General features: G+C 72.5%; 28 protein-coding genes and 3 pseudogenes. 15 read left to right on the forward strand and 16 right to left on the reverse strand.

What is annotated here, in order from left to right; all coding sequences use genetic code 11:
- From ACWCP6_RS25950 to ACWCP6_RS25960, 3 genes and pseudogenes are all read right to left on the reverse strand, one after another.
- Positions 1-96: pseudogene (locus ACWCP6_RS25950) on the reverse strand (electron transfer flavoprotein subunit beta); the annotation flags it as partial.
- Between the two features lie 313 nt (positions 97-409).
- Positions 410-916, reverse strand: coding sequence for a flavin reductase family protein (locus ACWCP6_RS25955; RefSeq protein WP_450934958.1), 507 nt, complete (start codon positions 914-916; stop codon positions 410-412).
- 222 nt (positions 917-1,138) lie between these two features.
- Positions 1,139-1,567, reverse strand: coding sequence for a TlpA family protein disulfide reductase (locus ACWCP6_RS25960; protein WP_450934959.1), 429 nt, complete (start codon positions 1,565-1,567; stop codon positions 1,139-1,141).
- A gap of 142 nt (positions 1,568-1,709) precedes the next feature.
- On the opposite strand from ACWCP6_RS25960, the gene ACWCP6_RS25965 reads away from it, so the two are divergent.
- Both ACWCP6_RS25965 and ACWCP6_RS25970 read left to right on the forward strand, forming a co-directional pair.
- Complete coding sequence (locus ACWCP6_RS25965; protein WP_450934960.1) at positions 1,710-2,123, forward strand: DUF4395 domain-containing protein; 414 nt, start codon at positions 1,710-1,712, stop codon at positions 2,121-2,123.
- A gap of 177 nt (positions 2,124-2,300) precedes the next feature.
- Entirely contained in the window at positions 2,301-3,029 is a 729-nt protein-coding gene (locus tag ACWCP6_RS25970) for a lysophospholipid acyltransferase family protein (RefSeq protein ID WP_450934961.1), read from the forward strand.
- 78 nt (positions 3,030-3,107) lie between these two features.
- Here the strand turns inward: ACWCP6_RS25970 and ACWCP6_RS25975 are convergent, their stop codons facing one another.
- The 7 genes and pseudogenes from ACWCP6_RS25975 to ACWCP6_RS26005 all read right to left on the reverse strand — a co-directional run.
- Positions 3,108-3,806 (reverse strand): B3/B4 domain-containing protein, encoded by a 699-nt coding sequence (locus ACWCP6_RS25975; RefSeq protein WP_450934962.1) that lies wholly within the window; start codon positions 3,804-3,806, stop codon positions 3,108-3,110.
- A gap of 8 nt (positions 3,807-3,814) precedes the next feature.
- Positions 3,815-4,408 carry a transglutaminase domain-containing protein gene (locus tag ACWCP6_RS25980; protein WP_450934963.1) on the reverse strand — a complete coding sequence of 198 codons (594 nt, stop codon included), beginning with the start codon at positions 4,406-4,408 and terminating at the stop codon, positions 3,815-3,817.
- Between the two features lie 88 nt (positions 4,409-4,496).
- Positions 4,497-5,567: a threonine aldolase family protein gene (locus tag ACWCP6_RS25985; RefSeq protein ID WP_450934964.1), complete on the reverse strand. Its 1,071-nt coding sequence runs from the start codon at positions 5,565-5,567 to the stop codon at positions 4,497-4,499.
- Entirely contained in the window at positions 5,564-6,313 is a 750-nt protein-coding gene (locus tag ACWCP6_RS25990) for an SDR family NAD(P)-dependent oxidoreductase (protein WP_450935061.1), read from the reverse strand. Before ACWCP6_RS25990 ends, ACWCP6_RS25985 begins: the two co-directional genes overlap by 4 nt.
- Before the next feature lie 29 nt (positions 6,314-6,342).
- A complete protein-coding gene (locus ACWCP6_RS25995; RefSeq protein WP_450934965.1) occupies positions 6,343-7,740 on the reverse strand; it encodes a DUF6421 family protein in 1,398 nt (465 codons plus the stop codon).
- A gap of 82 nt (positions 7,741-7,822) precedes the next feature.
- Positions 7,823-8,767, reverse strand: a complete 945-nt coding sequence (locus tag ACWCP6_RS26000; RefSeq protein ID WP_450935062.1) for an alpha/beta hydrolase — start codon at positions 8,765-8,767, stop codon at positions 7,823-7,825.
- A 164-nt stretch (positions 8,768-8,931) separates the two neighbouring features.
- Positions 8,932-9,471 (reverse strand): annotated as a pseudogene (locus ACWCP6_RS26005) (LLM class flavin-dependent oxidoreductase); the annotation flags it as partial.
- A 191-nt stretch (positions 9,472-9,662) separates the two neighbouring features.
- Here ACWCP6_RS26005 and ACWCP6_RS26010 point away from each other — a divergent pair.
- The 3 genes from ACWCP6_RS26010 to ACWCP6_RS26020 all read left to right on the forward strand — a co-directional run bounded on the left by ACWCP6_RS26010 (position 9,663) and on the right by ACWCP6_RS26020 (position 11,721).
- Complete coding sequence (locus ACWCP6_RS26010; protein ID WP_450934966.1) at positions 9,663-9,794, forward strand: hypothetical protein; 132 nt, start codon at positions 9,663-9,665, stop codon at positions 9,792-9,794.
- A gap of 172 nt (positions 9,795-9,966) precedes the next feature.
- Complete coding sequence (locus tag ACWCP6_RS26015) at positions 9,967-10,824, forward strand: helix-turn-helix transcriptional regulator (protein ID WP_450934967.1); 858 nt, start codon at positions 9,967-9,969, stop codon at positions 10,822-10,824.
- A gap of 213 nt (positions 10,825-11,037) precedes the next feature.
- Positions 11,038-11,721 (forward strand): glycerophosphodiester phosphodiesterase, encoded by a 684-nt coding sequence (locus ACWCP6_RS26020; RefSeq protein ID WP_450934968.1) that lies wholly within the window; start codon positions 11,038-11,040, stop codon positions 11,719-11,721.
- Positions 11,722-11,778: 57 nt separating this feature from the next.
- Here ACWCP6_RS26020 and ACWCP6_RS26025 read toward each other — a convergent pair whose 3' ends face one another.
- A complete protein-coding gene (locus ACWCP6_RS26025; RefSeq protein ID WP_450934969.1) occupies positions 11,779-12,330 on the reverse strand; it encodes a GNAT family N-acetyltransferase in 552 nt (183 codons plus the stop codon).
- Between the two features lie 79 nt (positions 12,331-12,409).
- Here ACWCP6_RS26025 and ACWCP6_RS26030 point away from each other — a divergent pair, with 79 nt between their 5' ends.
- On the forward strand, positions 12,410-12,814 hold the full coding sequence (locus ACWCP6_RS26030) for a VOC family protein (protein ID WP_450934970.1): 405 nt from the start codon (positions 12,410-12,412) through the stop codon (positions 12,812-12,814).
- 53 nt (positions 12,815-12,867) lie between these two features.
- Here the strand turns inward: ACWCP6_RS26030 and ACWCP6_RS26035 are convergent, their stop codons facing one another.
- Complete coding sequence (locus ACWCP6_RS26035) at positions 12,868-13,344, reverse strand: hypothetical protein (RefSeq protein WP_450934971.1); 477 nt, start codon at positions 13,342-13,344, stop codon at positions 12,868-12,870.
- Between the two features lie 269 nt (positions 13,345-13,613).
- On the opposite strand from ACWCP6_RS26035, the gene ACWCP6_RS26040 reads away from it, so the two are divergent.
- On the forward strand, positions 13,614-14,195 hold the full coding sequence (locus ACWCP6_RS26040; protein ID WP_450934972.1) for an RNA polymerase sigma factor: 582 nt from the start codon (positions 13,614-13,616) through the stop codon (positions 14,193-14,195).
- The gene (locus ACWCP6_RS26045) at positions 14,188-14,889 is read left to right on the forward strand and encodes a hypothetical protein (RefSeq protein WP_450934973.1); all 702 of its coding nucleotides are present in this window, start codon (positions 14,188-14,190) and stop codon (positions 14,887-14,889) included. Before ACWCP6_RS26040 ends, ACWCP6_RS26045 begins: the two co-directional genes overlap by 8 nt.
- Before the next feature lie 7 nt (positions 14,890-14,896).
- On the opposite strand, the gene ACWCP6_RS26050 is transcribed toward ACWCP6_RS26045, so the two are convergent.
- The gene (locus tag ACWCP6_RS26050) at positions 14,897-15,427 is read right to left on the reverse strand and encodes a MarR family winged helix-turn-helix transcriptional regulator (RefSeq protein ID WP_450934974.1); all 531 of its coding nucleotides are present in this window, start codon (positions 15,425-15,427) and stop codon (positions 14,897-14,899) included.
- A complete protein-coding gene (locus ACWCP6_RS26055) occupies positions 15,424-17,076 on the reverse strand; it encodes an FUSC family protein (protein ID WP_450934975.1) in 1,653 nt (550 codons plus the stop codon). The genes ACWCP6_RS26050 and ACWCP6_RS26055 overlap by 4 nt, the downstream gene beginning before the upstream one ends.
- A gap of 245 nt (positions 17,077-17,321) precedes the next feature.
- On the opposite strand from ACWCP6_RS26055, the gene ACWCP6_RS26060 reads away from it, so the two are divergent.
- The 4 genes and pseudogenes from ACWCP6_RS26060 (at position 17,322) to ACWCP6_RS26075 (ending at position 20,442) form a co-directional block, all read left to right on the forward strand.
- Positions 17,322-17,879: a DUF5134 domain-containing protein gene (locus tag ACWCP6_RS26060; protein ID WP_450934976.1), complete on the forward strand. Its 558-nt coding sequence runs from the start codon at positions 17,322-17,324 to the stop codon at positions 17,877-17,879.
- Positions 17,880-18,009: 130 nt separating this feature from the next.
- Positions 18,010-18,945 (forward strand): M56 family metallopeptidase, encoded by a 936-nt coding sequence (locus tag ACWCP6_RS26065; RefSeq protein WP_450934977.1) that lies wholly within the window; start codon positions 18,010-18,012, stop codon positions 18,943-18,945.
- Positions 18,946-19,030: 85 nt separating this feature from the next.
- On the forward strand, positions 19,031-19,747 hold the full coding sequence (locus ACWCP6_RS26070; protein ID WP_450934978.1) for a phosphatase PAP2 family protein: 717 nt from the start codon (positions 19,031-19,033) through the stop codon (positions 19,745-19,747).
- 1 nt (position 19,748) lies between these two features.
- A pseudogene (locus tag ACWCP6_RS26075) lies at positions 19,749-20,442 on the forward strand (HAD family hydrolase).
- A 12-nt stretch (positions 20,443-20,454) separates the two neighbouring features.
- Here ACWCP6_RS26075 and ACWCP6_RS26080 read toward each other — a convergent pair.
- Complete coding sequence (locus ACWCP6_RS26080) at positions 20,455-20,877, reverse strand: (4Fe-4S)-binding protein (RefSeq protein WP_450934979.1); 423 nt, start codon at positions 20,875-20,877, stop codon at positions 20,455-20,457.
- Positions 20,878-20,919: 42 nt separating this feature from the next.
- A complete protein-coding gene (locus ACWCP6_RS26085; RefSeq protein ID WP_450934980.1) occupies positions 20,920-21,165 on the reverse strand; it encodes a DUF2630 family protein in 246 nt (81 codons plus the stop codon).
- A 223-nt stretch (positions 21,166-21,388) separates the two neighbouring features.
- Here ACWCP6_RS26085 and ACWCP6_RS26090 point away from each other — a divergent pair, with 223 nt between their 5' ends.
- From ACWCP6_RS26090 to mmuM, 3 genes are all read left to right on the forward strand, one after another.
- Entirely contained in the window at positions 21,389-22,069 is a 681-nt protein-coding gene (locus ACWCP6_RS26090; RefSeq protein ID WP_450934981.1) for a TetR/AcrR family transcriptional regulator, read from the forward strand.
- Between the two features lie 212 nt (positions 22,070-22,281).
- Complete coding sequence (locus tag ACWCP6_RS26095) at positions 22,282-23,631, forward strand: FAD-dependent oxidoreductase (protein ID WP_450934982.1); 1,350 nt, start codon at positions 22,282-22,284, stop codon at positions 23,629-23,631.
- A gap of 177 nt (positions 23,632-23,808) precedes the next feature.
- On the forward strand, positions 23,809-24,705 hold the full coding sequence (gene mmuM, locus ACWCP6_RS26100; protein ID WP_450935063.1) for a homocysteine S-methyltransferase: 897 nt from the start codon (positions 23,809-23,811) through the stop codon (positions 24,703-24,705).
- Positions 24,706-24,875 lie beyond the last annotated feature (170 nt).

Below are 24,875 nucleotides of genomic sequence, written 5' to 3' on the forward strand. Positions count from 1 at the left end.
CACATCGTCCCGGTCGACGGTCAGGTCATCGGCGAAGTGCCGGTCGCCAGTGGCGTCGGGCACGTACTTCACAGTGACAACGATCCTCAAGCTCACGCCGGCTCTCCTACTGCATCGTCATTTCCGAGCTGCCTTGTTTCAGGCAGCATAGGCGCCTGAAGCGGCCAATCCCGGTCGGGGCGAATCCACGCCCCGACAGAAATATTACTCGCCAGTACACCTCCGGCGCCGTCGCTAAGCAAGCGCTTTGCATGTGACCTTCGCAACGCTGCGTAATCGCCGAACGGCGACCGGAATTCCGCCCGGCCGTGGTCGCCGGACGGGGCGGGGGTCCGCAGGGCGCTCTTCGCGCCCGCCGGGCCCGCCGGACGTGAACCACGGCCCCGGTGGCCGGCAGGGCCGCGGTCCTTCAGTCGCGCAGCGCGGTGAAGCCACCCTGGTGATAGAGCAGCGGACGGCCCGCGCCGGCAGGGTCACCGACGACGGCTTCGGCGAGGACGATGCGGTGGTCCCCCGCGGGGACGCGGGCGACGACGCGGCAGACGAGCCAGGCGAGCACGCCGTCGAGGACGGGCACCCCTTCGGGGCCCTCGTACCAGCTCGTGTCCGGGCCGAAGCGGTCGGCGCCGCTGCGCGCGAACGTGGCGGCCAGCCCCTGCTGGTGCTCACCGAGTATGTGGACGCCGATGTGCGTCGCCCGGGAGACCACGGGCCAGCTGGAGCCCTCGGTGCCGATACCGAAGGACACGACGGGGGGTTCGGCGGAGACCGACGTGAGCGAGGTGGCGGTGAAGCCGACGGGGCGGTCCCCCTGCGCGGTGATGACCGCGACCCCGGCCGCATGGCGGCGGAAGACGGAGCGCAGCAGTTCCGGTGTGGCGAGGCGAGGGGCGCCGAGGTCGGGCGTGGCCGTCATGGAGTTGTTCCTTCTGCCGAGTCGTGACGAGCGGGTCCGTGGCTGCTCAACAGTGCGGACAGCGCGCGCTCGCGTTGCGGGCGAGGTCCACGTCGACGCGCTCATGGAGAAGGAGTTCCGGCGGCATGCCGTCAGACTGACGATAGGTGTGGCATGCAGTCAAGCGCGTTCCGCGATACGAGAGATCTGTCACGACGTCAGCCATCGGGCAAATCCCCCATGTCACGCGCGCTCCGCCCGGACGGCCTCGCCCAGTGCCGCGATGACGTCGGCCTTGCGCGGCTGTCCGCCGGCGCGGCGCACGATGCGTCCGTCGGCGTCGAGGACGAGCACGGTCGGCGTTTTGAGGATGCCGAGTTCGCGTACGAGGTCGAGGTGTTCCTCGGCGTCGATCTCGATGTGGGCGACGCCCGGCACCATCCCGGCGACGTCGGCGAGCACGCGGCGGGTGGCCCGGCAGGGCTGGCAGAAGGCGCTGGAGAACTGGACCAGGGTCGCCCGCTCCCCCGGCGGCTCGCCCAAGTCGTCCCTGCCGAGCCGCTGTCCGTCGTCGCGTGCGCGCACCCTCACCCTCCCGTTACGGCGCCGGTGCAGCACTCCGAAGGCACTCGCCACCGCGAGCACCGCCACGCACACCACAAGTCCGGTCATTGCAGGGCTCAGCATGCACCGGAGCGCGGAGATTCCCGTATTCACGAACTCGGCGCAGGTTTCACGAGCCCTGCGAACGGTTTCACAAGAACGCAAAGTTCTCCCGCTCCTCGTGGCGCCCCGGTTGCGGAATGCTTGATTCATGGACATCGACGCGAGGGGCCCCCGGTTCGGGGCGGCGGTGACGGCGGTGGTGCTGGCGGCGGTGTTGATCACCGGCAGTGTGTGGCTGCTGGCATGGCAGACGCTGTGCTTCGCTCTGGGCACGGCGGGCGGCACGGCGCGCTCCCCGTACGGCTGGCTGTTCCGGAAGGCGGTGCGTCCGCGGATCGGACCGCCGACGGAATTCGAGTCGCCACAGCCGCCGCGGTTCGCGCAGTGCGTGGGGCTGGCCTTCGCGCTGGTGGGCCTCGTCGGGTACGCGGCCGGGCCGGTGTGGCTGGGGCTCGCGGCGACCGGATGCGCGCTGGCGGCTGCGTTCCTGAACGCCGTGTTCGGCTACTGCCTGGGCTGCGAGGCGTATCTCCTGCTGCGCCGCCTGTCGGCCTCGGGCTGATCCCTGTGTGACCTCCGGATGAGCACAACGTGACGAGGATCTCGCCGCGCGGGGGCACCAGGACTGGCCAGTCGTCCGTTCTTGGGGCACGATCTCCGCAAAGCCGAAAACCTACGGCTGCGTAACTTCCCGCCGGGAGGGCCCCTCCCCAGGCAGAGAGAAGGGGTCTCCTCGTTCATGGCTGAGCTCGTCTACCGTCCGGTCATCGGTCTTGCCCAGGCGATGTTCAAGGCGCTCGATCTGAAGATCGACTGCAAGGGCTCCGAGAACATTCCGCGGACCGGCGGTGCGGTCCTGGTCAGTAACCACATCAGTTACCTGGACTTCATCTTCAACGGGCTCGCCGCGCTGCCGCAGAAGCGACTCGTCCGGTTCATGGCGAAGGAGGCGGTGTTCCGGCACAAGCTGTCGGGACCGCTGATGCGCGGGATGAAGCACATCCCGGTGGACCGCACACAGGGCGAGACGGCGTATGCGCACGCGCTGGACTCGCTGCGCTCGGGCGAGGTCATCGGGGTGTTCCCGGAGGCGACCATCTCGCAGTCGTTCACGCTCAAGGGCTTCAAGTCCGGCGCGGCGCGGCTGGCGCAGGAGGCGGGCGTGCCGCTGATCCCGATGGCCGTGTGGGGGACTCAGCGGCTGTGGACCAAGGGACAGCCTCGGAACCTGAAGCGCAATCACTTCCCGGTCACCATGCGCGTGGGCGAGCCGGTCCAGGCGCCGGGTGACCAGTACGCGGGCGCGATCACACGGCGGCTGCGCGAGCGGGTGCAGGAGCTGCTGGAGGCGGCGCAGCGGGCGTACCCGGTGCGCCCCAAGGGTCCGGACGACACCTGGTGGATGCCGGCCCACCTGGGCGGTACGGCGCCGACGCCCGCCGAGGTGAAGGCCGCCGAGGCGCGCTGAGCCGGGCACTGACGCCGAGCCCCCGCCCTCCGGGCGGACGACGGGGGTCCGGCGCAGGACCAGGGGGTTTCCTTTGGATCAGCCCCGCTCCGGGGCGTGGACGGTGATCCGTGCCCCAGGGCTGAACTTCTCCAGGAGCTCGGCGAGTTCGGCGCCCGCCGCCTCGACGTCGGTGACCGGCATCGGGGCCAGGCTCTCCAGCAGGAAGAGTGCGGAGACGGAGGCCTCGGTGAGGCGGGTGCGCACGCCCTGCCGCCAGTTCCAGCGGCGGCAGGTCACTCCGGCGTCGTCGCGCCAGATGATCTCACCCGGCTCGGGGTGCTCGACGACCGTCTCGCCCGCCGCGGCCGTGGCGAAGTCCTCCTCGCCGGTGGCCCGCACGAGCCGCATCGCGCCCTGGATGCGGTCGGCGTCCTCGCCGCCGACGGGGATGAGGTGGGCGACGCTGATCGCGTTGTAGAGGTCGACGAGAGCGTTGATCCGCGGCAGCCCGGCGTCCGAGAGAGCCCGCTTCGCCAGCGCCTCCGCCGAGTTGCGGGTGCGCGAGGGCTTGGCGCCGAACGCCGTGTAGGCCTCACGCCATGCGGCGATATGGGGGTCCTCGTGCGGGGCGCGCCCGCCGAGCCGGGCGGCGAGGCGTTGCGTGGCGTCGCCGAGGAGCGCCGAACCGGCTTCGGTACTGGGGCCGTTCACGAGCCCGTGAGCCTCGATCGCCACATGGGTGAAGCCGGGTACGAGGGTGCGTACGTCCTCGGACACGGTGAGCCGGATAGTCATCGTCTGCCTCAGAGTGCGGTGGGGAGCGTCTTCCAGAGGTTCGGCCGGTCGGGGGCGCTCCTGAGTGCGCGCACCACGACGGGATGCGGTTCAGCATACAGCACCGGGTAGTCCACTTCATTGGACTTCGGGTCGGGGATCCAGGCCAGCCGCTCACCGTCGAGCGAGAACCGTGCGTCGACGCCGGGCCCGTTCCCTCGGCAGTCCTGCCGGTGCCAGGCTCCGTCGAACCTCACCGCGACCAGGCCGTGCACCACGTGCCCACTGCCGTCGTCGTGCGTCAGCCGCTGGTAGCACAGGGCGGTGGGGATGCCCTCCGCGCGCAGCAGCGCGGCGAGCGCATGGGCCTTGGCGTGACAGATGCCGGTGCGCTGCTCCAGCACGTCGGAGGCGCGCCAGGTGACGCGGGGGTCGCCGGCATCCTGGGAGTGCGGGATGGCGTCCCGTACGAATTCATAGGCCGCTCGCGCATACGCATACGCGTCTTCCGCCTGCCCGGCCAGGCGTGCGGCCGTCTCCCGTACGCCCCCATGACAGTGATCGATGACCTCGTCAGCGGCCAAGTAGGCGGACAGGTCCGGGGTTTGCTGGATCAGCTCCATGCCCGCCGAGCATAGGAATGCGGCCGATCGAGAGTCAATGACTTTTCGATCGGCCGCATATCCATGCAACAAGACTTGTGGCGTCGTGCTAGCGCGCCATCTCCTCCTTGAGGGCGGCGACGAACCCGTCGACGTCCTCGTCACGCGTGTCGAAGGAGCACATCCAGCGGACGGTGCCGGCGGCCTCGTCCCAGAAGTAGAAGCGGTACCTCTTCTGCAGCCGCTCGCTGACGTCGTGCGGGAGCCGCGCGAAGACCGCGTTCACCTGGACCGGGTAGAGGATCTCCACACCGTGCACGGCGCGCACGCCCTCGGCCAGGCGCTGGGCCATCTCGTTGGCGTGCCGGGCGTTGCGCAGCCACAGGTCCTTGGCGAGCAGCGCCTCCAGCTGCACGGAGACGAACCGCATCTTGGAGGCGAGCTGCATGGACAGCTTCCGCAGATGCTTCATATGGCTGACGGCGTCCTGGTTGAGGACGACGACGGCCTCGCCGAACAGAGCACCGTTCTTGGTGCCGCCGAGGGACAGGATGTCGACGCCGACCGCGCTCGTGAACGTACGCATCGGCACGTCCAGCGAGGCGGCGGCGTTGGATATCCGCGAGCCGTCCAGATGGACCTTCATGCCGTGCGCGTGAGCGTGGTCGCAGATCGCCCGGATCTCGTCGGGGGTGTAGAGCGTGCCCAGTTCGGTGCTCTGGGTGATCGAGACGACCTGCGGCATCGCACGGTGCTCGTCGTCCCAGCCATAGGCCTGCCGGTCGATGAGCTCGGGCGTGAGCTTGCCGTCGGGTGTGGGCACGGTGAGCAGCTTGAGGCCGCCCATTCGCTCCGGGGCGCCGCCCTCGTCGACGTTGATGTGCGCGCTCTCCGCGCAGATCACCGCTCCCCAGCGGTCGGTGACCGCCTGGAGGGCGACGACGTTGGCTCCGGTGCCGTTGAAGACCGGGAAGGCCTCCGCCGTGGCGCCGAAGTGGCTGCGGATCACCTGCTGGAGGTTGGCCGTGTAGTCGTCCTCGCCGTAGGCGACCTGATGGCCGCCGTTGGCGAGGGCGACCGCGGCGAGGACCTCCGGGTGGGCGCCCGCGTAGTTGTCGCTCGCGAAACCGCGGACCTCGGGGTCGTGGTGGCGCCGTGCGTCGGTCTTCGGAGGGTTCACGGCTGCTCGGTCAGCCACAGGCGGTGTCCGTTCACTTCCCGGGCGGGCCTCTCCCAGACTCCGGCGATGGCCTCGGCCAGCTCCTTGACGTCGGTGAAGCCCGCGAACTTCGCATTCGGGCGCTCGGCGCGCATGGCGTCGTGCACCAGTGCCTTCACCACCAGGATCGTAGCCGCCGCCTGCGGCCCCTCTTCGCCCCCCGCCTTGCGGAAGTCGTCGGCGAGGGCGAGCGTCCAGGCCTCGGCCGCCGCCTTCGCGGCCGCGTAGGCGGCGTTGCCCGCCGTCGGCTTGCTCGCGCCGGCCGCGCTGATCAGCACATAGCGGCCGCGGTCACTGCGCCTGAGGGCTTCGTGGAAGGCGAGCGAGGTGTGCTGCACCGTGCGGATCAGCAGGTTGTGCAGCATCTCCCAGTCGCGGAGCTCGGTGTCCGCGAAGGTGGCGCCGCCGCGCCAGCCGCCGACGAGGTGGACCAGACCGTCGACGCGGCCGAAGTCCTTCTCGATGTGTGCGGCCCAGTCGCGCGTCGCCTGCGGGTCGAGCAGGTCGACGGTGTCGCCGACCACGGTGGCGCCGCCGTGCGCGTAGCGCGCCGCGTCCACGGCCTCGGCGAGACGGGTGGGGTCGGCGTCCGACCCGACCACCGTCGCGCCGGCCTCGGCCAGCCGCAGCAGGGTGGCGCGGCCCGCGGGACCACCGGCACCGGCGACCGCGATCACGGCGCCGCTCAGAGTCCCGTTGTTGTTCATCTTCCTCGCCTCCGGGCTGTGCTGGTCGCTCACGCGGCCACCTGCTCGGCGCCCGCCGCGGTGATGCCCTTGGTGGAGGCAATCACGTTCTTCAACTTCTTGGAAAGCGCCTCAAAGAACATGCTCAGCGGAAACTCGTCCGCAAGCACGTCGTCCACGAGCTTGCGCGGCGGCAGCGTCAGGTCGAGGGCGTCGGGACCCTTGGCCCAGCGGGAGCCCGGGTGCGGGGCGAGGTAGGTGGAGACCAGCTCGTAGCCGGCGAACCAGTGCACCAGCTTCGGGCGGTCGATGCCGTCCCGGTACAGCGTCTCGATCTCGGCGCAGAGCTGGTTGGTGACCTGCGGGGCACGCTCCCAGTCGATGCTCAGCTTGTTGTCGGTCCAGCGGACGACGTCGTGCTTGTGCAGGTACGCGAAGAGCAGCTGGCCGCCGAGGCCGTCGTAGTTGCGGACGCGGTCGCCGGTGACCGGGAAGCGGAACATGCGGTCGAAGAGCACCGCGTACTGCACGTCACGGCCGTGCGGGTTGCCCTCGGCCTCGAGCTTCACGGCCTCCTTGAAGGCGGTGAGGTCGCAGCGCAGCTCCTCCAGGCCGTACATCCAGAACGGCTGGCGCTGCTTGATCATGAAGGGGTCGAACGGCAGGTCGCCATGGCTGTGGGTGCGGTCGTGGACCATGTCCCACAGGACGAACGCCTCCTCGCAGCGCTTCTGGTCCTGCACCATCGCGGCGATGTCCTCGGGCAGCTCCAGGCCCAGGATCTCGACGGCGGCGTCGGTGACCCGGCGGAAGCGGGCGGCCTCACGGTCGCAGAAGATGCCGCCCCAGCTGAAGCGCTCCGGAGCCTCGCGCACGGCGATGGTCTCCGGGAACAGCACGGCCGAGTTGGTGTCGTAGCCCGCGGTGAAGTCCTCGAAGGTGATGCCGCAGAACAGCGGGTTGTCGTAGCGGGTCGCCTCGAGCTCGGCGAGCCAGTCGGGCCACACCATGCGCAGCACGACCGCTTCGAGGTTGCGGTCGAGGTTGCCGTTCTGCGTGTACATCGGGAAGACGACGAGGTGCTGCAGGCCGTCCTCGCGCTTCGCGGCGGGCTGGAAGGCCAGCAGCGAGTCCAGGAAGTCCGGCACACCGAAGCCGCCGTCGGCCCAGCGGCGCAGATCCTTCGCGAGGGCCTCGTGGTACGCGGCGTCGTGCGGCACCAGCGGCGAGAGCTGTCCGAGGGCGGCTATGACGCGCTCGACGGCCTGCTCGGCTCCGGAGCGCTCCGGGGCGCCCTCGGCGTCGAAGTCGATCGAGCCGTCCTTGGACTGCCAGGGCCGGATCTCCTCCACGGCATCCTTGAGCGTGGGCCAGGCCGGGTGCTCCACCACACGCTCGACGGGAGGAGTCATCTCCTCCACACCCACGGGCACAAGAATTTCCGTCATGTCTCTTCCTCCACAGGAGAACCTCGCGTACGGACACCGTATGCGTGCGAGGTTCCTCGGTACAAGTGGGGGGGTCGGGAAATTATCCTGCGCTCCCCCACCCTTCGCCCTCTTTTTTCCTGTCCGGCGCCAGTGATGCGATGACTTCTGTCACACCCCGGTGGGCGTCGCGGGCATCGGGGAGCAGATCCGGGAAGCCGAAGAAGCCGTGGAACATCTCCGGGTAGTGGGCCTCGGTGACGCCGACCCCGGCGGCTCTCAGCTTCGCCGCGTACTCCCGGCCCTCGTCGCACAGCGGGTCGCATCCGGCGGTGACGACATGCGCCGGCGGCAGCGCCGTGAGATCGGCGCGCAGCGGTGAGACATGGGGGTGGACCGGGTCGCCGTCCGGGCCGAGGTACTGCTCCAGGAACCAGCGGCAGTGGGCGGCGGTGAGGAAGTAGCCGGTGGAGTTCCGCGTGAACGACTCCCTTCGCCGACCGGCATCGGTCGCCGGGTACACGAGCACCTGCAGCGCCAGGCCGGGTCCGCCCCGGTCACGCGCCAGCAGTGCGACGACGGCCGCAAGGTTTCCGCCCGCACTGTCGCCCGCCACGGCCACCGCGGCCGGATCGCCGCCCAGTTCCGCGGCATGGTCCGCGGCCCAGCACACTGCGGCGTAGGCGTCGTCCACCGCGGCGGGGAACCGGGCCTCGGGGGCGAGCCGGTAGTCGACGGACACCACGGCCGCCCCGGCGTCGCGGCACAGCGCACGGGCCGTCGCGTCATGGCTGTCCAGGTCGCAGATGGTCCAGCCGCCTCCGTGGAAGAACACGACGGTGGGCCGGGGGCCCGGCGACACTGCGGGCTCCGGGAGATAGACACGTACCGGGATCTCCGGCGCCCCCGGCGGCCCGGGGACCGTCCGGTCCTCGACGGAACCGACGGCCGGCAGGCCGAAGGGGGACGGCGGTACAGCGGCCAGGATCCGGCGCGCCTCGGCTGCATCGGTGACGGTGCCCCCGAGGTCGGGGAAGAAGGCGGTCATCGCGTCGACCAGGATCCGGGTCCCGGGCGCGAGCCGGTCGGCCCCGGGTGGGAGGTCGCCGCCCTGGCCGCCGCCCCCGCCCACGGCATCGCCCGGTCCGGCCGCGCCGGCACCGATCGCCCGTCCCGTCTCCGCCTGCTCCCCGTCCCGCGCATCCGACCGCTTCATGGCCTCACCCTCTCCACGTCACCCCGATGTGTTCCGCCCGTGTCTTCCCCGGGCTTCCCGCGGAAATGCGGGATCACCTTCGCGCCCCACTGCCGCAGGGTCTCCAGGCAGGCCTCCTGGGGCACCGTGCCCATCTGGATCAGGCACATGACCTCGTCGGCGCCGGCGGCACGCAGCCGCTCGACATGGGCGATCGCGTCGTCGGCGGTGCCGTAGGCGTGATCGGCGTTGAAGGTGGCCGTCGAGGTCGGGCGGACGGGGATCCGCTGCTCGTGGAGGCGGGCCACGACCTGCTCGGCGGCCCGGCGCATCTCGACGGCCTCGTCCGCCCCTGCCACGACGGCCTCGTCGGGGATGCCCGCTCCGCCGTACCAGTGGCCGATGGACTGGGCGAAGAATCGCTGCCCGCGGATGCCGATGCGCCGCGCCTGCTCACGGTCGTCGAGGACGATCGTCGGGCAGAGCACCGAGAAATGGTCGTTGACGACGGTGGAGACGAAACGGTCCCCGGTGCGGGCGGCGCGTGCGGCGTCGTAATGCCTATTAGCTATATGACTAACCGTCAGATACAGAAGAAGCAAGGGCTGTCGACCGGAAAACAGTGGTTGCGGCCGTCACCGGCGGCTCCTGAGTCCCTCACGCCCGTCCGGTGTCGGACCGGGCGTTTAGGCTGTGCCGCATGTCCCCGAAACCTGATGCCTCTGGTTCCGTGCGGCCCGCTTCGGTCGTGAATGAACTGATACGCGCACTCTGGGCCCGCGCGGGCGCCTCGCTCACCGCCGAGGAGCGGGACGAGTACGTCCTGCTGGTGGTGGAGTGGGCGGAGGCGGTCCGCGGCGAGATCGTCGAGGCGGCGTGAGGGGCGGAGGCGGGACCGCCCGGGCGGCGCGGGGCGCCGGGCACTGCGCGAGAGCCGGGGAGGGAGCGGACGGCGCAGGAGCGCAGGGAGCAGGGCCGGGGTCCTCCGGGCAGCATGCGCGGAGCCCGGGGAGATCTTGCGCCGACCGGCCCGGCTTCACTTCAATCGGCACATGACAGGCCCCCGCACTCCCCGGACCCGGCGCCCTCACTCCGACCAGGACCTGCCCGCGACCGCGTGGGCCGTCCTGGGGCTGCTGTCCTTCCCGGGCGAGCGCACCGGTTACGAGCTGAAGAAGTGGGCCGACGCCTCGCTGCGGTTCTTCTACGGGTCCCCCGCGATCAGCCAGATCTACGCCGAGCTGCGCCGCCTCGAATCCCTCGGCTACGCCACATCGCGCCGCTCGGGCCCGGAGGAGCCGCGCACCAAACGGACGTACGCCATCACGGACGCGGGGCGCGACGCGCTCGCGGGCTGGGCGGGCGGCACCCAGGACGTGGGTCCGGCCGTGCTCAAGCACCCCGTGCTGCTGCGGGTGTGGCTGGGGCACCTGGCCGCGCCACGGCATCTGCGGGACCTGGTGTCCGAGCACATCGAGCACACCCGCGAGGAGCTGGCCGAGGTGCGGGGAGCGCTCGTGCGCGCCGACGGGGTCGAGGCCTGGGCGCATCCGCAGATCGCACTGCGCTGGAGCGAGCGGCGGCTGCTGGCCGAACTGGAACTGTCGGACGCCATGCTCGAGGACCTGGACGCGGTGCCGCCGGGGGCGGGTCCCGGCCCGGGCGCGGCGCCCATGGCGCCACCGCGGAGTCCGGGCGTGATGCACGCGGACCCGCCGCTGAATCCGGGCGTGACACCCACGGACCCACCGCGGAACCCGGACGCGGCGCCGCCGGACCGGCCCCGCGAGGCAGGTGCGGCACCGCACGCTCGGCCTCCCAACGAGGGCACCGCACCGCCGGAGCCGTTCGGGGAGCTCCACGCGCCGCCCGCGGGTCAACCCGTCCAGGACGCGCCCACCCAGGGGTGACACGAGCCCGCCGTCGCGGGGCGCTCAGGACGGCACCGGATGCCGGGGCGGGCCGAGCCGGAACGGGCGCGCCCAGGAGCGGACGCTTCCAGTCACCCTTGTCGGAGCGGTTCTTTCACGGAGTCCGGCGATTAGGCTGCGGCCTGCCGCGTGGGCATCACTCTCCATGCCCACGCGCGAGCCGAGCCGCCGTCGACGGAAGCGAGTTGAACCTTGAACTTCCTCACCATCGGTCATCGCGGAGTGATGGGCGTCGAACCCGAGAACACCCTCCGTTCGTTCATCGCAGCGGAGCGCGCGGGTCTGGACGTCATCGAACTCGATCTTCATCTGAGCAAGGACGGCGCCCTCGTCGTCATGCACGACGCCGACGTCGACCGTACGACCGACGGCCGCGGGGCGATCGCCGAGCAGACCCTCGCCGAGCTGCGGACGCTCGACGCGGGTCGTGGCGAGCGCATCCCGGTCTTCGAGGAGGTCCTGGACGCCGTGAAGGCTCCGCTCCAGGCCGAGATCAAGGACGTCGCGGCCGCACGTGCACTCGCCGATGTGATGCTCCGGCGCGATCTCGTCTGCCGGGTCGAGGTGCTGTCCTTCCACGACGAGGCGATCGCCGAGATCGCTCGGCTCGTCCCGGGCGTCCGCACCGCGCTCGTCGCCAGCCGGTACGGCACCGACGTCGTGGAGCGGGCCACGGCGGTCGGCGCCACGACCCTCGTGCTGAACATCCGGCGTCTGACCCTGGAGATCGTCGAGCACGCCCGCAAGGCCGACCTCCGGATCATCGGCTGGGTCGTCAACACGCAGGACCACCTGCGGCTGGTGCGCGCCCTCGAACTCGACGGCGCCACCACCGACTACCCGGAGATCAAGCGCACGGGCCGGTTCACGGCCTGAGTCCGGCAGGCCCGGGGACGAGGGGCTGGACGAGGAGAACCGCCCGCCGGACACCCCCTAGGCGAGTTCCTTGATCAGCAGTTCGAACTGCAGGCCGTCGCGCTGCGGGATGCCGAAGCGCTCGTCGCCGTACGGGAAGGGGCTCATCTCTCCCGTACGGCGGTAGCCGCGCCGCTCGTACCAGGCGATGAGGTCGTCGCGCACCGAGATGACGGTCATGTGCATCTCGCGCACGCCCCAGGCCTCGCGTGCCGCCCGCTCCGCCTCGGCGATGATCAGCTTGCCGAGCCCGGCGCCCTGGAGCGCGGGACGGACGGCGAACATGCCGAAGTAGGCGTTGTCCCCACGGTGTTCGAGCTGGCAGCAGGCGATGAGGTCGCCGTCGCGCTCCACGGCCAGCAGCCGGCTGTCCGGAGCCTCGATGACGTCGAGCACGCCCTGCGGGTCGGTGCGCTGTCCCTCGAGGATGTCCGCCTCGGTCGTCCAGCCGACCCGGCTGGCGTCACCGCGGTACGCCGACTCGATCAGGCCGACGAGGGCGTCCACATCGGAGGCGGTGGCGTCACGGAAGGTGAGTTCGGCGGGGGCGGTGCGCGAGGCGGTGTCCATGCGCGGTTCTCCGATCTGTGGCGCGGCGCGGGCACCGACGAGCCTAACGCGCCCCGATCGGCGGCTAGGGTGCGGCCGCATGGTGCACGTACTGAGCAGCCGGACCCTGCTCCACCCCACCGACCCGGACCGCTCCCGACGCTTCTACGGGGAGCAGCTGGGGCTGCCCGTCTACCGCGAGTTCGGGGCGGGACCCGAACGCGGCACGGTGTACTTCCTCGGCGGCGGGTTCCTGGAGGTCTCCGGCCGCGCGGACGCCTCGCCCTCCGCCGGAGCCCTGCTGTGGATCCAGGTGCCGGACGCGGCCGCCGCGCACGAGGAACTGGCCCGGCGCGACGTCGAGATCCTGCGGCCTCCCAGGACGGAGCCCTGGGGGCTGATCGAGATGTGGATCGCCGATCCGGACGGCAACCGGATCGTCGTCGTCGAGGTGCCGGCGGACCATCCGCTGCGGCGCGACCAGCGGGCCTTCGGCGGGACCTGAGCGGGCCCCGGGGGGCCCGGGCCGCCTGCTCCCCGTGGACCGGATCGGACCGGTCAACCACGCGTTCCCGGGACCCTGTTGTGCGGTGCCGAACGCTCCGCCGCCCGGGAGCCTCCGCCCGCCACACGCACCTGGGCACCGTGCATGTCGGGCACGGCCCGGGTCGATGCCAGCCAGCCCGCGAAGGCGAGCAGGAAGCCGGCCTCCGCGATCAGCGCGAGGGCGCCGTAGGGGGGTTCCATGCCCTGTTCGTGGTAGCCGGGGAGTCCGACCGTACGGGAGAGCACAAAGCCGACGATCATGCCCAGGCTCACGGCCGCACCGACGAGCCAGGCCACGACAGGTCGCGCGGACAGCGCGATGCCCGCTCCCGCGGCGAGCATGATCACACTGCCGACCAGGAAGAGAACACCGACGTAGAACATCTCCTCGAGATGGTCGGGGACCAGCAGGAGATGCACGACCGCGTTGGCGAGGGCGCAGCACACGGCGGCCCCGCGCCAGGCGATGGAAGTGGTTTCAGACGTCATCACGGCTCCAGGGAACTCCGGGGGCCGGCGGCCGCCGTGCACTCGTGTGGCTCGCGAGCGTCTGCTCCCGTGTCTACGGATGCGACCGGATTCGGGTTCATGATCAGCCGCAACACCCGGCCGAAACGCTCCTAAGCTGGATGGTGGATCCCTCGTGCGGCCGGCCGAACGGAGCCGGACCTTCGCTCGCACGGGGTCATGGCGGCACGACACCCGGTGAGGAATGCCTGGCCGGGGCAATCCCTGCGGGCCCGTGCCACGTAGGAGATATGCGCAGGATGGACCTTCCCCTGGAGCGGGTGTCCGACGAAGCGCTGCTGGCCGGCCTCATGACCGGCGATCCCGAGATCGCCCTGGCCTTCGTCCGGCGGTTCCAGCGCCGGGTCTTCGGCGTGGCCGTCGCCGTGGTGGGCGACCACCAGCTCGCCGAGGACATCGCGCAGGAAACGTTCGAACGGGCCTGCCGGCACGCGCAGGTCTACGACCCGCGCCGAGGGTCGGTTCCCACCTGGCTGGTCGCGATCGCCCACAACCTGGCGGTCGACGCGGTACGTGCCCGCAGGGTCACCCCGGTCGATCCCGGCGATCTGGAGGGCATGATGCAGTCCGTCACCGACACGCCCGAGCGGCACGCGCTCGCCTCCGAGACCACCACGGAGGTGCGCCGGGCGATCGCCGCTCTCCCGCGTGCGCAGGCCAGGGCCCTGGTGATGGCGGGCATCTACGGCATGACCGCGCAGCAGATCGCCGATCTCGAGAACGTCCCGCTCGGCACCGTCAAGACCCGGATCAGGGCTGCCATGGGCAAGCTCCGTGCAACCGTCGCCACCGGGCAGGCAGACGATGAGTGACACGGTCGGACCGGACTGCGACCGGCTACGGGACGTCGCCGAGGAACTGGCGTTGGGCGTACTGCCCGCGGGCGAGCGGGCCGCGGCCATGGAGCACCTGGACCGCTGCTCCGCGTGCCGAGAGCACGTGCACGAGCTGTCACGCACCGCGGACGCCGTGCTGGACCTGGTGCCCGCCGCTGATCCTCCCCCCGGCTTCGAGGAGCGGGTCCTGCAACGGCTCGGGCTGCCGGCGACACGCTCGTCGCGGCGCCCGCGGCGCGGGCGGCGGCTGGCCCTCGCCCTCGCCGCGGCCGTGGCGAGCGTGGCGCTGGGCGGCCTCGGCTGGACCCTGGGCACGAACTTCGGACAGCCACCGTCGATCACCTCGGCCCAGTCCCCCGGACAGCAGCTGCGCGCGGCCCGGCTCACCGGCGACGGCCACGAGATGGGGCACGCATATCTGTTCTCCGGCCCCTCGTCCTGGATGTTCATGTCCCTGGACGCGCCGGGGCACTCGGGTCCGGTCAGCTGCCAGCTGCAGCGCGCCGACGGTTCGCGCGTGACGGCCGGCACCTTCACGCTCCCGAAGGACGGTGACGGCTACTACGGCACCGGCTTCCCCGCGAGCAGCTCGCCGGTCACGGACGTCCGGCTCGTGCAGGCCGACGGCTCGGTGCTCGCCACGGCACACTTCGGACCGGCCACGGCCTGACGGCCGCTCACGGGCGGGGGCCGCCGAGACTGCCTTCGAGCTGGGCCAGGAGCGTGCGCAGCAGGCCGCTCAGCTCCTGCCGGCCGGAGGGCTCCAGTCCCGCCAGTACGTCCCGCTCATACGCCAGCTGGGCGGGGAGCACGGCGTCGACGAGATCGCGGCCCTTGTCGGTCAGGCGGACATGGGCCACGCGGCGGTCCCGGGTGTCGCCGCGACGGTCGACCAGCCCGCGTTCGGTGAGGGCCTTGAGGCGTTTGGTGACGGCGGCGCCGGAGGAGAACGTCTCACGGGCGAGGTCCCCCGGGGTCAGCTCGTGGCCGGTGCGGCGCAGCGCGCCCAGCAGGTCGAACTCGGGGCGGGTGAGCCCGGCGTGACGCAGGGGGGCGTCCTCGGCCTGCTGGAGCAGCGCGGCGCAGCGGTTGATGCGTCCGATGACCTCCATCGGGCCGGTGTCGATGTCCGGGTGCACCGCCCGCCACTGCCGGACCACCGCGGCCACGGTGTCCGGTGTCGCCGCGCGGCCTTTCGCTGTCGTCATGTCCGTGCGCCCTCCACGTCCAGTCTCTCCCCGTGCTGCGGTCCGTGTCGTCGTACCGCAGCGGCGAGCGTACGGTGCCCGGCACGCTCGGTGAGAATCAGGCGCTCCTCGGGCAGCGTGCGCTGCCACCACTCGCCGGACGCGGCGTCGGCCGTGGCGCGCAGCTCGACGAGTGCGGCGCCGAGCCGGCGACGGGCGCGCTCCACGGCGTGCCGGTCGGGGCGGTCGGCGGCGAGGAAGTGTTCGGTGCGTTCCCGGGCGTGCTGCGCGGCGCCGATGGCCTGCTCGAGGTGGTCGGCCGCGCGGCGGTTGGTGACGGCGAGGGCGGCTGCGACGCCGATGAGGGCACCCACGACGGTGTCGACGACACGGTCCAGGACGAGCTCGCCGGGCTGCTGGAGACGTGTGAACTCCGTGATCAGCAGGGCCATCGGCGTCACGCAGACGCTGCCGAGCCAGTAGTTGCGGCCGATCAGTGCCTCGGCGCCGAAGCTGAAGGCCAGGCAGCACAGGACGAGCGCGGTGTGACCGAGGTGGGCGAGCGGCGCGATCAGCGCGAAGAGCAGCACACCGGCGAGGTTGCCGACCACGCGCTGCACACCGCGGCTCCAGGTGAGCGTGACGTTGGGCTGGTAGAGGGAGGCGGCGGTGACGAGTGCCCAGTAGGGGCGGCCGGCTCCGAGGGCGAGGGAGGCGTATCCGGCCAGGGCGCAGCCGACCGCGGTGCGCAGGGCGATGGGCAGCAGCGGGGATCCGGAGCCGAGCTGGGGAAGGAGCCGGCGCCGGGCGGGCGCGGGGCCGGCGTCCCCGTCCAGGAGTTCGTCGGCGGCGTCGTCGATGCCGTGGGGGTGCGGGACGGGTCCGGTGCCGCGGAGCGCGCGGGCCAAGGAGCGCAGCTGCGCGGGGTCGGCCGCGGCGGGTGCGGCGAGGGCGGTCTCCGCGTGGCGGACGAGCCGTTCGAGGGAGCGGCGGGCGGGGGCGCGGTCGACGGCCGGGGGCAGCGACTGCCAGGCGGCGTGGACCGCGGCGGCCGCGTCCGCGCGGGTGCCTTCGTGGCCCGGTCCGGTGCCCCGGGTGCCGGCATGCGCGGCGGCCGCGTTCAGAGCGCGGGCGGTGGCACGACGCTCGGGGCCGTGGGGACGTACGAGTGCGGGTGCCATGCCCACGAGCCAGGCGACCGCCGCCGCGCCGGCCGTCAGCGCGAGGTGCCCGGGGACCTGGGCGGGGGTCTGCGGCGCGAACAGGCTCGCCGAGCTGACGAAGGTGAAGATCAGATGGCCGGGCGGGCCGATGCGGGTGGCGTCGCAGAGCGCCTTCTGCACGGCCGCGAGCAGCGCGCCGACCGCGACGAGTACCGCGGCGCAGTGGGTGAGGGACGCGGTGACCAGCGCGACCGCGACGCCGGCCAGCATGCCGAGTGCCACCCCCACGAGGGCGCGGGCCCGGGCGGCGTAGGGGAGGTGGTGGGCGTACAGGGCGCAGAACGACCCCGCCATCGTGTGGACGACCAGGTCGGGCCGGCCCAGGAGGAGCAGCGTCAGATCGGGTATCGCGGCGGCCACCACGACGCTCGTCGCGGGCTTGAACCAGATGTCGGAGGGCCTGCCCAGGCGCAGCACTCCGGCCAGCGGGAGGGGACGGATGCTCATACAAAAATGTTAGCAGGTGTTTTACTAGAAAAAGATCTGCCCACGGCGGAGGAGGCGTCGGTGCCGGCCCCCTGCGCCGGCGACATCCGGACCTCTGCACACGCCGCTCGGCAGCACGGCCTCCCGCGGTCCTGCGCCCTCTTCTGCACGCCGTGCGCCCGTGTACGCCTGTGCGCCTGCGTGCGCATCGCGGCCTTCGGGCATTCCTTCCTGGAATCCGACACCGTCGAGCGGGGAGGTGCGCGGTGCACGGACCGGTGACGGCCGGCTGGCTGCTCGTCGCGCTGTGCGCGGCGGCCGGGGCGTACTGTCTGCTCCGTCTGCGCAGCGCAGTCGAGGAACAGCGCCGCACCGCGGGCGCCGAGGCACTGATGGGGTTCGGCATGGCGGTCATGGCCGTGCCCGCCGCGGCGGTGACGCCACCGCGTGCGGCCTGGGTGGGGTACGCGGTCGTGTTCGGCGCGGCGGCTCTGTGGTCCGTCGCCGCGGCGCGCCGCAGCCCGCACCATCTGCACCATGCCGTGGGCGTGTTCGCCATGGTGTACATGGCCGTGGTCATGGCGACGGCCCCTGCGGAGCACGCCGGGCACGGGGGCGCCGGGGTGCCCGCGCTGACCGGGGCCCTGCTGCTGTACTTCGCCGGGTACGTGCTGTGGGCGGGCGTGCGGCTGATACCGATGGCCCCGGCCGCCGGGGCGGGTGCGGGCGCCGGCGCCGTCGGATGGGGCGACCGGCCGGAGGTGGCGCGGGCCTGCCGGCTGTCGATGGGCATGGCCATGGTGGCGATGCTGCTCGCGATGTGAGCGGGCCCTTCCACGGCCCGGCGGGCCGAACTGCCCGGCACGATGCGGCGGTCTGCGGAAAACCGTGTTGTGCGTCACTTGCCCGGAGCGGCCATACCCATGGGTAGCGCCGCGCTCATAGGCTGGGCGCATGATGGTCCCTGTGGCACTGCTGCTGCTCGGCGCCCTGACCGCCGTCGTCGCTCCGCGGGTGCTCGCGCGGGCCCGGTGGCCGGAACGGGAACCGGTGGTCGCCCTGTGGGTGTGGCAGTGCGCGGTGGCGGGGGTACTGGTGTGCTGTGCCCTGTCCATGACGCTGTGTGCCGCGGCGGCCTGGCAGGCGGTGCGCGGCCATGTGTTCGCACCGGCGCCGCACGCCGTCGTCGAGGCCTACGCGCTTCAGGCGGCCGGGCCGTGGGCACCGACGACGGCCGTCGTACTCGCCTGCGGCGGCCTGTGGACGGCGGCGATGCTGACCCGCGAGGTCGTACGGGCCAGGGCGCGCCGTCTGCGGAGCCGGGCCGAACTCCTCCTGCGTGCACCGCTGTTGCCCGGCGAGGAGCCGGCAACGGACCGGCTGGTGGTGCTCGAGGGCGAGCGTCCGGACGCCTGGTGGCTGCCCGGTCAGGCGCCGCGGCTGGTGGTCACCACGGCCGCGCTGCGCCGGTTGAAGGGGCAGCAGCTGGACGCCGTACTGGCCCATGAGCAGGGGCATGCGCAGGCCCGCCACGACTGGCTGCTGCACTGTTCGGCGGCGCTCGCCAACGGGTTTCCGCAAGTGCGGGTCTTCGCCGCGTTCCGCGACGAGATGCACCGTCTGGTCGAGCTCGCCGCCGACGACGTCGCGTCGCGCCGCTTCGGCCGCCTGACCATCGCCCTGGCCCTCGTCGAACTCAACGAGGACCGGGGCGTTTTCGGTCCCTGCCCCACGCCGCAGGCGCATGTGCCGCAGCGCGTGCACCGCCTGCTCACCGCGCCGGCCCGGCTCACCCCGGCCCGCCGTCTCCAACTGACCGCCGCCGCGGCGCTGGTGCCGGTGGTGCCCCTTCTGGTGGCGTTCGTCCCGGCGTTGCGGGCCCTGGGGTAACCGGGCCCGCGGCCCGTACAACACGCCCACCACGCCGCGGCGCGGAGTCGGTCCGGTCTCTCCCTCCATCGGCGAGGATCACCGTATGGCCGTCACCCCGCCCCCGAAGTCCCCGTCGCATCCGAACCGGGCGCGGGGTGCGGGGCGGGCGGCCTGTGCCATCGCCGTGCCGGCGCTCACCCTGCTGGTGCTGGTCGCGGTGCGCTGGCACCCCCTGCTGGCGGCGGACGGCGACATTGCGCGGGCCCTGCATCACCGTGCGGTGGCCGACCCCGGCCTCACGGACGTCACCCGTGTGCTGACGGACCGGGTGTGGGATCCATGGACGATGCGCGCCCTGTGCGCGCTGGCCGTGCTGTGGCTGCTGTGGCGGCGGGCCTGGTCGCTCGCCGCCTGGGTGGCGGGGGCGTGCGTGGCGGGAGCCCTGCTTCAGCAGGCGCTGAAGGCGACGGTCGACCGGCCCCGGCCCGTCTGGCCGGACCCGGTGGACTCGGCGCACTACGCGGCCTTCCCCTCCGGCCACGCCATGACGGCGACGGTGGTCTGGGGCCTGCTGCTGTGGCTCCTGCGCCTGTACGGCGCCGGACGCGCCCTGTGGTCCACGGCGGTCGCGCTCGCGGTCCTCTCCGTACTCGGTGTCGGTCTGACCCGCATGTGGCTGGGCGTCCACTGGCCGTCCGACGTGCTGGGCGGCTGGCTGTTCGGGGCCCTGGTCGTGGCGCTGACGATCGTGTCGTACGCGGTGAGTGCCCGCCGCCCGAAACGGCGGGAGCAGCCGCCCGCGCCGCGCGAGGCCGGATAGATTGCGCCCCGCGGACGCCGTGTTGTTCGATTTCCGGGACCTTGTTCGGAAGCGAATCCGCCGCATCGTGGCTGCGAGCCGCGCTCGACGCGTCCGGAACGGCGCTCGAGGAGCCGGAGTTCTCACGCGCAGCCGCAGCCCTGGAGGCCGCGGGCGCACAGCCGGGCGGGGCTCCTGCCCAGCGGGTACCGGCCGGGCCGGCCGATGCATGGGCCGTCCGCGACCGGAGCGCCGGACTCCACCGCGCCGCCTACACGGGACTGTCGCGCACGGTGCCGCTGCCCGACCCCCGGCTGCACGACCTGCTCTACGACCGCCACCGGGAGCCGGCGGCATGGCAGCCCTGTCCGGACGCCCTGGACGTCCTGCGCGAGGTGCGGGCCGGGGCGTGCGGATCGGTGTGGTGAGCAACATCGGCTGGGACCTGCGGCCGGTGTTCCGCGACCACGGTGTGGACCCGTACGTCGACGCGTACACGCTGTCCTGCGAACACGGCTTCCAGAAGCCCGATCCCCGGCTCTTCGCGATCGCACTCGACGCACTCGGCCACGCCGCACGACACACTCATGGTCGGCCACGACCGGCACGCGGACGGCAGCGCCGCCCTGCTCGGGTGTGCGGTGCACTTCGTCGACCACCTGCCGGTGGCCCGCCGTCCCGACGCCCTGCGGCCGGTGGCGGCGATGGTGGGCTGAGCGCTTCCCGCGTCAGTCGCGCTCCGCGTCGCCGCACGGGCCGGAGTGGTCGCAGAACGGGACGCGGCCCGTGGCTCCGCAGCCGCAGAGGGTGGCCCGCGTCTCCCGCTGTGTCGTGCCGTCCGCGACCGTGACGCTCAGGTCGCCGCGCATCACGAGCCGCCCGTCGGGTTCCCGGTGGACGGTCGTGGGCGCCTGCGGAGCCTCCGGGGTGCCGTCGGCGAGCGCGTACTGCAGTGCCCCGGAGGGGCAGCGCCGTACGACCTCGGCGACCTTGTCGGCGGGCGCTCCGTCGGGCGAGATCCATGGTCGGCGCTCGGTGTCGAACACCGCGGGCAGACCTCGCACGCACTCCGCCGCGTGCAGACACCGCTTCCCGTCGAAGGAGACCGTGACGGCCTCGCCCTTGTACGCCTTTCCGCGCTCAACGCCCATGGCGTCCCACCCCCCGATAGGTTCCCGCCGGATGTGCGGCAGTCATCCTTCGTATCCCTCGACCTGCGAGGACGGGCGCGCCCGCGCCGCATCCGGATTCTCACCGATCTCGCTCAGGGCCCGCCGCTGGCGCAGCAGGTCCCAGTACTGGTCGAGCGCCTGTTCCAGCTCGGCGAGCCGCTGGTGCTCGGTCTCCGCGTCGATGCGCCCCTGCGCGAGGGACTCGCGCAGCTGTCGCTCGTCGTCGACCATCGCCGTGATCCGCGCCAGGATCTGTTCCTGATCCATGTCCGTACGCCTCCTCGGCCTCCAGGGGCCACTCTAGGAAGACGGGGGCGGATCCGCAGGAGGAACCGGCACATTGCGGCGGCGAAGCAGCACACGGCCGCCGCATCGGACGATCCCCCGCGTCGCCCGATGCGGACGGCCGCCCCGGGAAGGGACCGCACGGGCCCCGACCGGGACGCTCTGAGTATATTGGCTGCGAGCCAGTCAACGCAGGAGTTACAGCATGTCCCCGCGCAGCGCATCGGTCAATGAAGAGTTGCGACGACGTTCACGCGAGCGGCTTCTCCAGGCGACCGTGGAGCTGGTCGACGAGCACGGCTACGAGGCGACGACGCTCGCCGACATCGCCGACCGTGCGGGATCGGCGCGCGGACTGGTGTCCTACTACTTCCCGGGCAAGCGGCAGCTGCTCCAGTCCGCCGTGCACCGGCTGATGCACCGCACGCTGCACGAGGCCCTGGAGCGGGAGCCGTGCACCGAGGACGGGCGGGAACGGCTGGCCCGGGCCGTCGACGCGATCCTCGGGCTCGCCCACGAGCGCCCCGTGCTGATGCGGACCCACATGGCGGGCATCCTGCAGGCCGAGGGCTTCGTCCAGGACGCGGAGCAGCAGCGGCTCGCCGAGCTGCTGCGGGACACGGTCGAGCGCTACGGCTCCCGGGACCCCGACCAGGACTACCGGCTGCTGCGGGCCCTGCTCATGGGTGCGGTGTTCGCGGTGCTGCTACCGGGCGCCCCGATGCCGGCGGGAACCCTGCGTGCGGAGCTGTTCCACCGCTACGGCCTGGACTGGGGACTGGGCAGGCCGCCGCAGGACGAGCCGCCCGGCGGCGCGCTGTCGGGGGAACTGCCGGACTTCTCGCAGTACTTCGATGCCGACGCGCACAGGCGGGAGAACGGGTGAGTTCCGCGGGCAGCGCGGAATGTCGTGCTGCCCGGGAGGCCGTCGGCGTGATGGGGTGAGTGCGCGGCGGCCGGGCACGGATGCGTGGCCTCCGATCAGGAGTGTGGCCTCCCGCGCCCTCCCCCTCGACGCACCGGGGTGCCATGCTGGAGGCAGCCAGCCGCAGTCACCTCGCCGTCGCCGGGTGGCCGCCTCGCGGAGGGAGATCCGCCGTGCTGCAGGTCGCCGTCGTCGGTTCCGGACCGAGCGGGGTCTACACCGCGCAGACCCTGGTCGAGCAGGACCGCGTGCCCGGAGTGCGGGTCGACGTGTTCGACCGTCTCCCGTGCCCGTACGGCCTGGTGCGCTACGGCGTCGCCCCGGACCACGAGAAGATCAAGTCGCTGCAGAACAATCTGCGGGCGGTGCTGGAGCACGAGCGCGTACGGTTCCTCGGCGGTGTCGAGGTGGGCCGGGGATGGCTGAGCACGGCCCGCCTGCGGGAGATGTACGACGCGGTCGTGTACTGCGTCGGCGCCGCGACCGACCGCCACCTGGGCGTCCCGGGCGAGGACCTGAAGGGCAGCTGGTCGGCGACCGAGTTCGTGTCCTGGTACAGCGCCCACCCGGACGCCACCGAGGACGGCTTCCTCGACGGCACCGAGTCGGCCGTGGTGATCGGCGTGGGGAACGTCGCGGTCGACGTGACCCGCATCCTCGCCCGCGGTGTCACGGAGCTGCGCCCGACCGACATGCCGCAGCCCGCGCTGAGCGCGCTGGGCGGCAGCCGGGTGCGCGAGATCCAGATGGTGGGGCGGCGCGGCCCCTCACAGGCCCGCTTCACCACGAAGGAGCTCCGCGAACTCGGCGCCCTGCCGGACACGGATGTGATCGTGGACCCCGAGGAGCTGGCGCTCGACCCCGCGTACGCCGACCCGTCCGGGCTGCCCGCGGTACACCGGCGCAATGTCGAGGTGCTGCGCGGCTGGGCCGAGCGGCCGCCGCAGGGCCTGCCCCGCACCATCCGGCTGCGGTTCTTCCTGCGGCCCGTCGCGCTGCTGGACGCCTCGGGCCGCGTCGGAGCGGTGCGCTTCGAGCGGACCGCACCGGACGGGCAGGGCGGCGTGACGGGGACCGGGCGGTACGAGGACGTGGCGGCCCAGCTGGTGCTGCGCTCGGTCGGGTACCGCGGCGTGCCGCTGGCCGGGCTGCCGTTCGACGAGAGGCACGGGACGGTGCCGCACACGGCGGGACGGGTGCTGCGTGACGGCACCGTGTCGCCGGGCGAGTACGTCGCGGGCTGGATCAAACGTGGACCGACCGGCGTGATCGGCACCAACCGGCCCGATGCCAAGGAGACGGTGACCTCACTCCTCGAGGACGCCCCCGCGCTCGTGCACGGCAGCCGCTCCGCCGATCCGCTGGACCTGCTGCGCGCCGCCGGACTGCAGCCCGTGGAGTGGTCCGGCTGGCAGGCGATCGAACGCGCGGAGGCGACGCTCGGGGCGTCGCTGGGGCGCGGGACGGTGAAGATCCCGGAGTGGTCGGGGCTGTGGAAGGCGGCACGGACGGCCGTCGTCTGACGCTGCACGGCCGGAGCACGGCGCCCTCGGGCGCCGTCCGGTACGGGGCGGCGGGCACGGCGTTGCGCGCGCGGCCGTTCCGGCCGTGCGTCGACTAGCGTCGACGGCGTGAACGACGGACGGGAACAGGACGTACCGGCTCGGGGCGCACACCGGCGGACCCACGACGCGGCCGGCCTGGTGGAGGCGGTCGCGCGGGGTCCCGTCGTCCTCGACGGAGGGATGTCGAACCAGCTGGAGGCGGCCGGATACGCCCTGGGCGACGAGCTGTGGTCGGCCCGGCTGCTCGCCGACCGGCCCGTGGCCGTCAAGGACGTCCACCTCGCTTACTACGAGGCGGGCGCGGACGTCGCCATCACGGCGAGCTACCAGGCCACCTTCGAAGGATTCGCACGGCGCGGCATCGGCGCCGACCGCACCGGCCGACTGATGCGGTCCAGCGTCGAGTTGGCGCGCGAAGCGGCACACCAGGCACGCGTGGACCGCCCGTTGTGGGTGGCCGCGTCGGTGGGCCCCTACGGGGCGATGCTCGCCGACGGCTCCGAGTACCGCGGGCGCTACGGGCTGAGCGTGGCCGAGCTGGAGCGCTTCCACCGCCCCCGGCTGGAGGTCCTCGCCGATGCGGCGCCCGACGCGCTGGCCCTGGAGACCGTCCCGGACACGGACGAGGCGCGGGCCCTGCTGCGGGCGGTACGCGGCCTGGGTGTGCCCGCGTGGCTGTCGTACAGCATCGCCGGGGACCGTACGCGGGCCGGGCAGCCGCTCGCAGAGGCGTTCGCGCTGGCCGCCGACGCCGACGAGGTCTTCGCGGTCGGTGTGAACTGCTGCGATCCGGCGGACGCCGGCGCCGCGGTGGCGCTCGCGGCGCGGATCACCGGGAAGCCGGTGGTCGTCTACCCCAACAGCGGCGAGCGCTGGGACGACGGGACCAGGTCCTGGGTGGGGCCGAGCCGTTTCGCTGCCACCCGGGTCGCGGAGTGGCGGGCCGCCGGGGCACGGCTGATCGGCGGCTGTTGCCGAGTCGGGCCCGGGGTGATCGCATCGGTCGCGGCGCGTCTGCGCGCGGGCGTCTGAGCACCGCAGGGCGCCGCAACCCTGCGGGCGGACCGCTGCCCATCGCGGTGGCCGGAACCCGACGCCCGGGCACCGCGCACCGCGGTGGCCGAAACCCTGTGGGTGAACCACGGCGGAGATCCGGGGTCGCGCGGACCGCGCCGCGCTGAGCTGGGCTAACGTCCGCCCGG

The organism is Streptomyces sp. NPDC002004 (assembly GCF_053593975.1).

Coding starts and splice junctions, on each gene's coding strand:
- ACWCP6_RS26085 (WP_450934980.1), bottom strand. CDS start 21,165: ATGGATCAGGAACAGATCCTGGCGCGGATCACGGCGATGGTCGACGAC.
- ACWCP6_RS26035 (WP_450934971.1), bottom strand. CDS start 13,344: ATGACGTCTGAAACCACTTCCATCGCCTGGCGCGGGGCCGCCGTGTGC.
- ACWCP6_RS26025 (WP_450934969.1), bottom strand. CDS start 12,330: ATGGACACCGCCTCGCGCACCGCCCCCGCCGAACTCACCTTCCGTGAC.
- ACWCP6_RS26030 (WP_450934970.1), top strand. CDS start 12,410: ATGGTGCACGTACTGAGCAGCCGGACCCTGCTCCACCCCACCGACCCG.
- ACWCP6_RS25990 (WP_450935061.1), bottom strand. CDS start 6,313: ATGAACAACAACGGGACTCTGAGCGGCGCCGTGATCGCGGTCGCCGGT.
- ACWCP6_RS25965 (WP_450934960.1), top strand. CDS start 1,710: ATGGACATCGACGCGAGGGGCCCCCGGTTCGGGGCGGCGGTGACGGCG.
- ACWCP6_RS25975 (WP_450934962.1), bottom strand. CDS start 3,806: ATGACTATCCGGCTCACCGTGTCCGAGGACGTACGCACCCTCGTACCC.
- ACWCP6_RS26015 (WP_450934967.1), top strand. CDS start 9,967: ATGACAGGCCCCCGCACTCCCCGGACCCGGCGCCCTCACTCCGACCAG.
- ACWCP6_RS25980 (WP_450934963.1), bottom strand. CDS start 4,408: ATGGAGCTGATCCAGCAAACCCCGGACCTGTCCGCCTACTTGGCCGCT.
- ACWCP6_RS26055 (WP_450934975.1), bottom strand. CDS start 17,076: ATGAGCATCCGTCCCCTCCCGCTGGCCGGAGTGCTGCGCCTGGGCAGG.
- ACWCP6_RS26050 (WP_450934974.1), bottom strand. CDS start 15,427: ATGACGACAGCGAAAGGCCGCGCGGCGACACCGGACACCGTGGCCGCG.
- ACWCP6_RS26090 (WP_450934981.1), top strand. CDS start 21,389: ATGTCCCCGCGCAGCGCATCGGTCAATGAAGAGTTGCGACGACGTTCA.
- ACWCP6_RS25970 (WP_450934961.1), top strand. CDS start 2,301: ATGGCTGAGCTCGTCTACCGTCCGGTCATCGGTCTTGCCCAGGCGATG.
- ACWCP6_RS26040 (WP_450934972.1), top strand. CDS start 13,614: ATGCGCAGGATGGACCTTCCCCTGGAGCGGGTGTCCGACGAAGCGCTG.
- ACWCP6_RS26045 (WP_450934973.1), top strand. CDS start 14,188: ATGAGTGACACGGTCGGACCGGACTGCGACCGGCTACGGGACGTCGCC.
- ACWCP6_RS25960 (WP_450934959.1), bottom strand. CDS start 1,567: ATGACCGGACTTGTGGTGTGCGTGGCGGTGCTCGCGGTGGCGAGTGCC.
- ACWCP6_RS26000 (WP_450935062.1), bottom strand. CDS start 8,767: ATGACCGCCTTCTTCCCCGACCTCGGGGGCACCGTCACCGATGCAGCC.
- ACWCP6_RS26070 (WP_450934978.1), top strand. CDS start 19,031: ATGGCCGTCACCCCGCCCCCGAAGTCCCCGTCGCATCCGAACCGGGCG.
- ACWCP6_RS26065 (WP_450934977.1), top strand. CDS start 18,010: ATGATGGTCCCTGTGGCACTGCTGCTGCTCGGCGCCCTGACCGCCGTC.
- ACWCP6_RS26080 (WP_450934979.1), bottom strand. CDS start 20,877: ATGGGCGTTGAGCGCGGAAAGGCGTACAAGGGCGAGGCCGTCACGGTC.
- ACWCP6_RS25995 (WP_450934965.1), bottom strand. CDS start 7,740: ATGACGGAAATTCTTGTGCCCGTGGGTGTGGAGGAGATGACTCCTCCC.
- ACWCP6_RS25955 (WP_450934958.1), bottom strand. CDS start 916: ATGACGGCCACGCCCGACCTCGGCGCCCCTCGCCTCGCCACACCGGAA.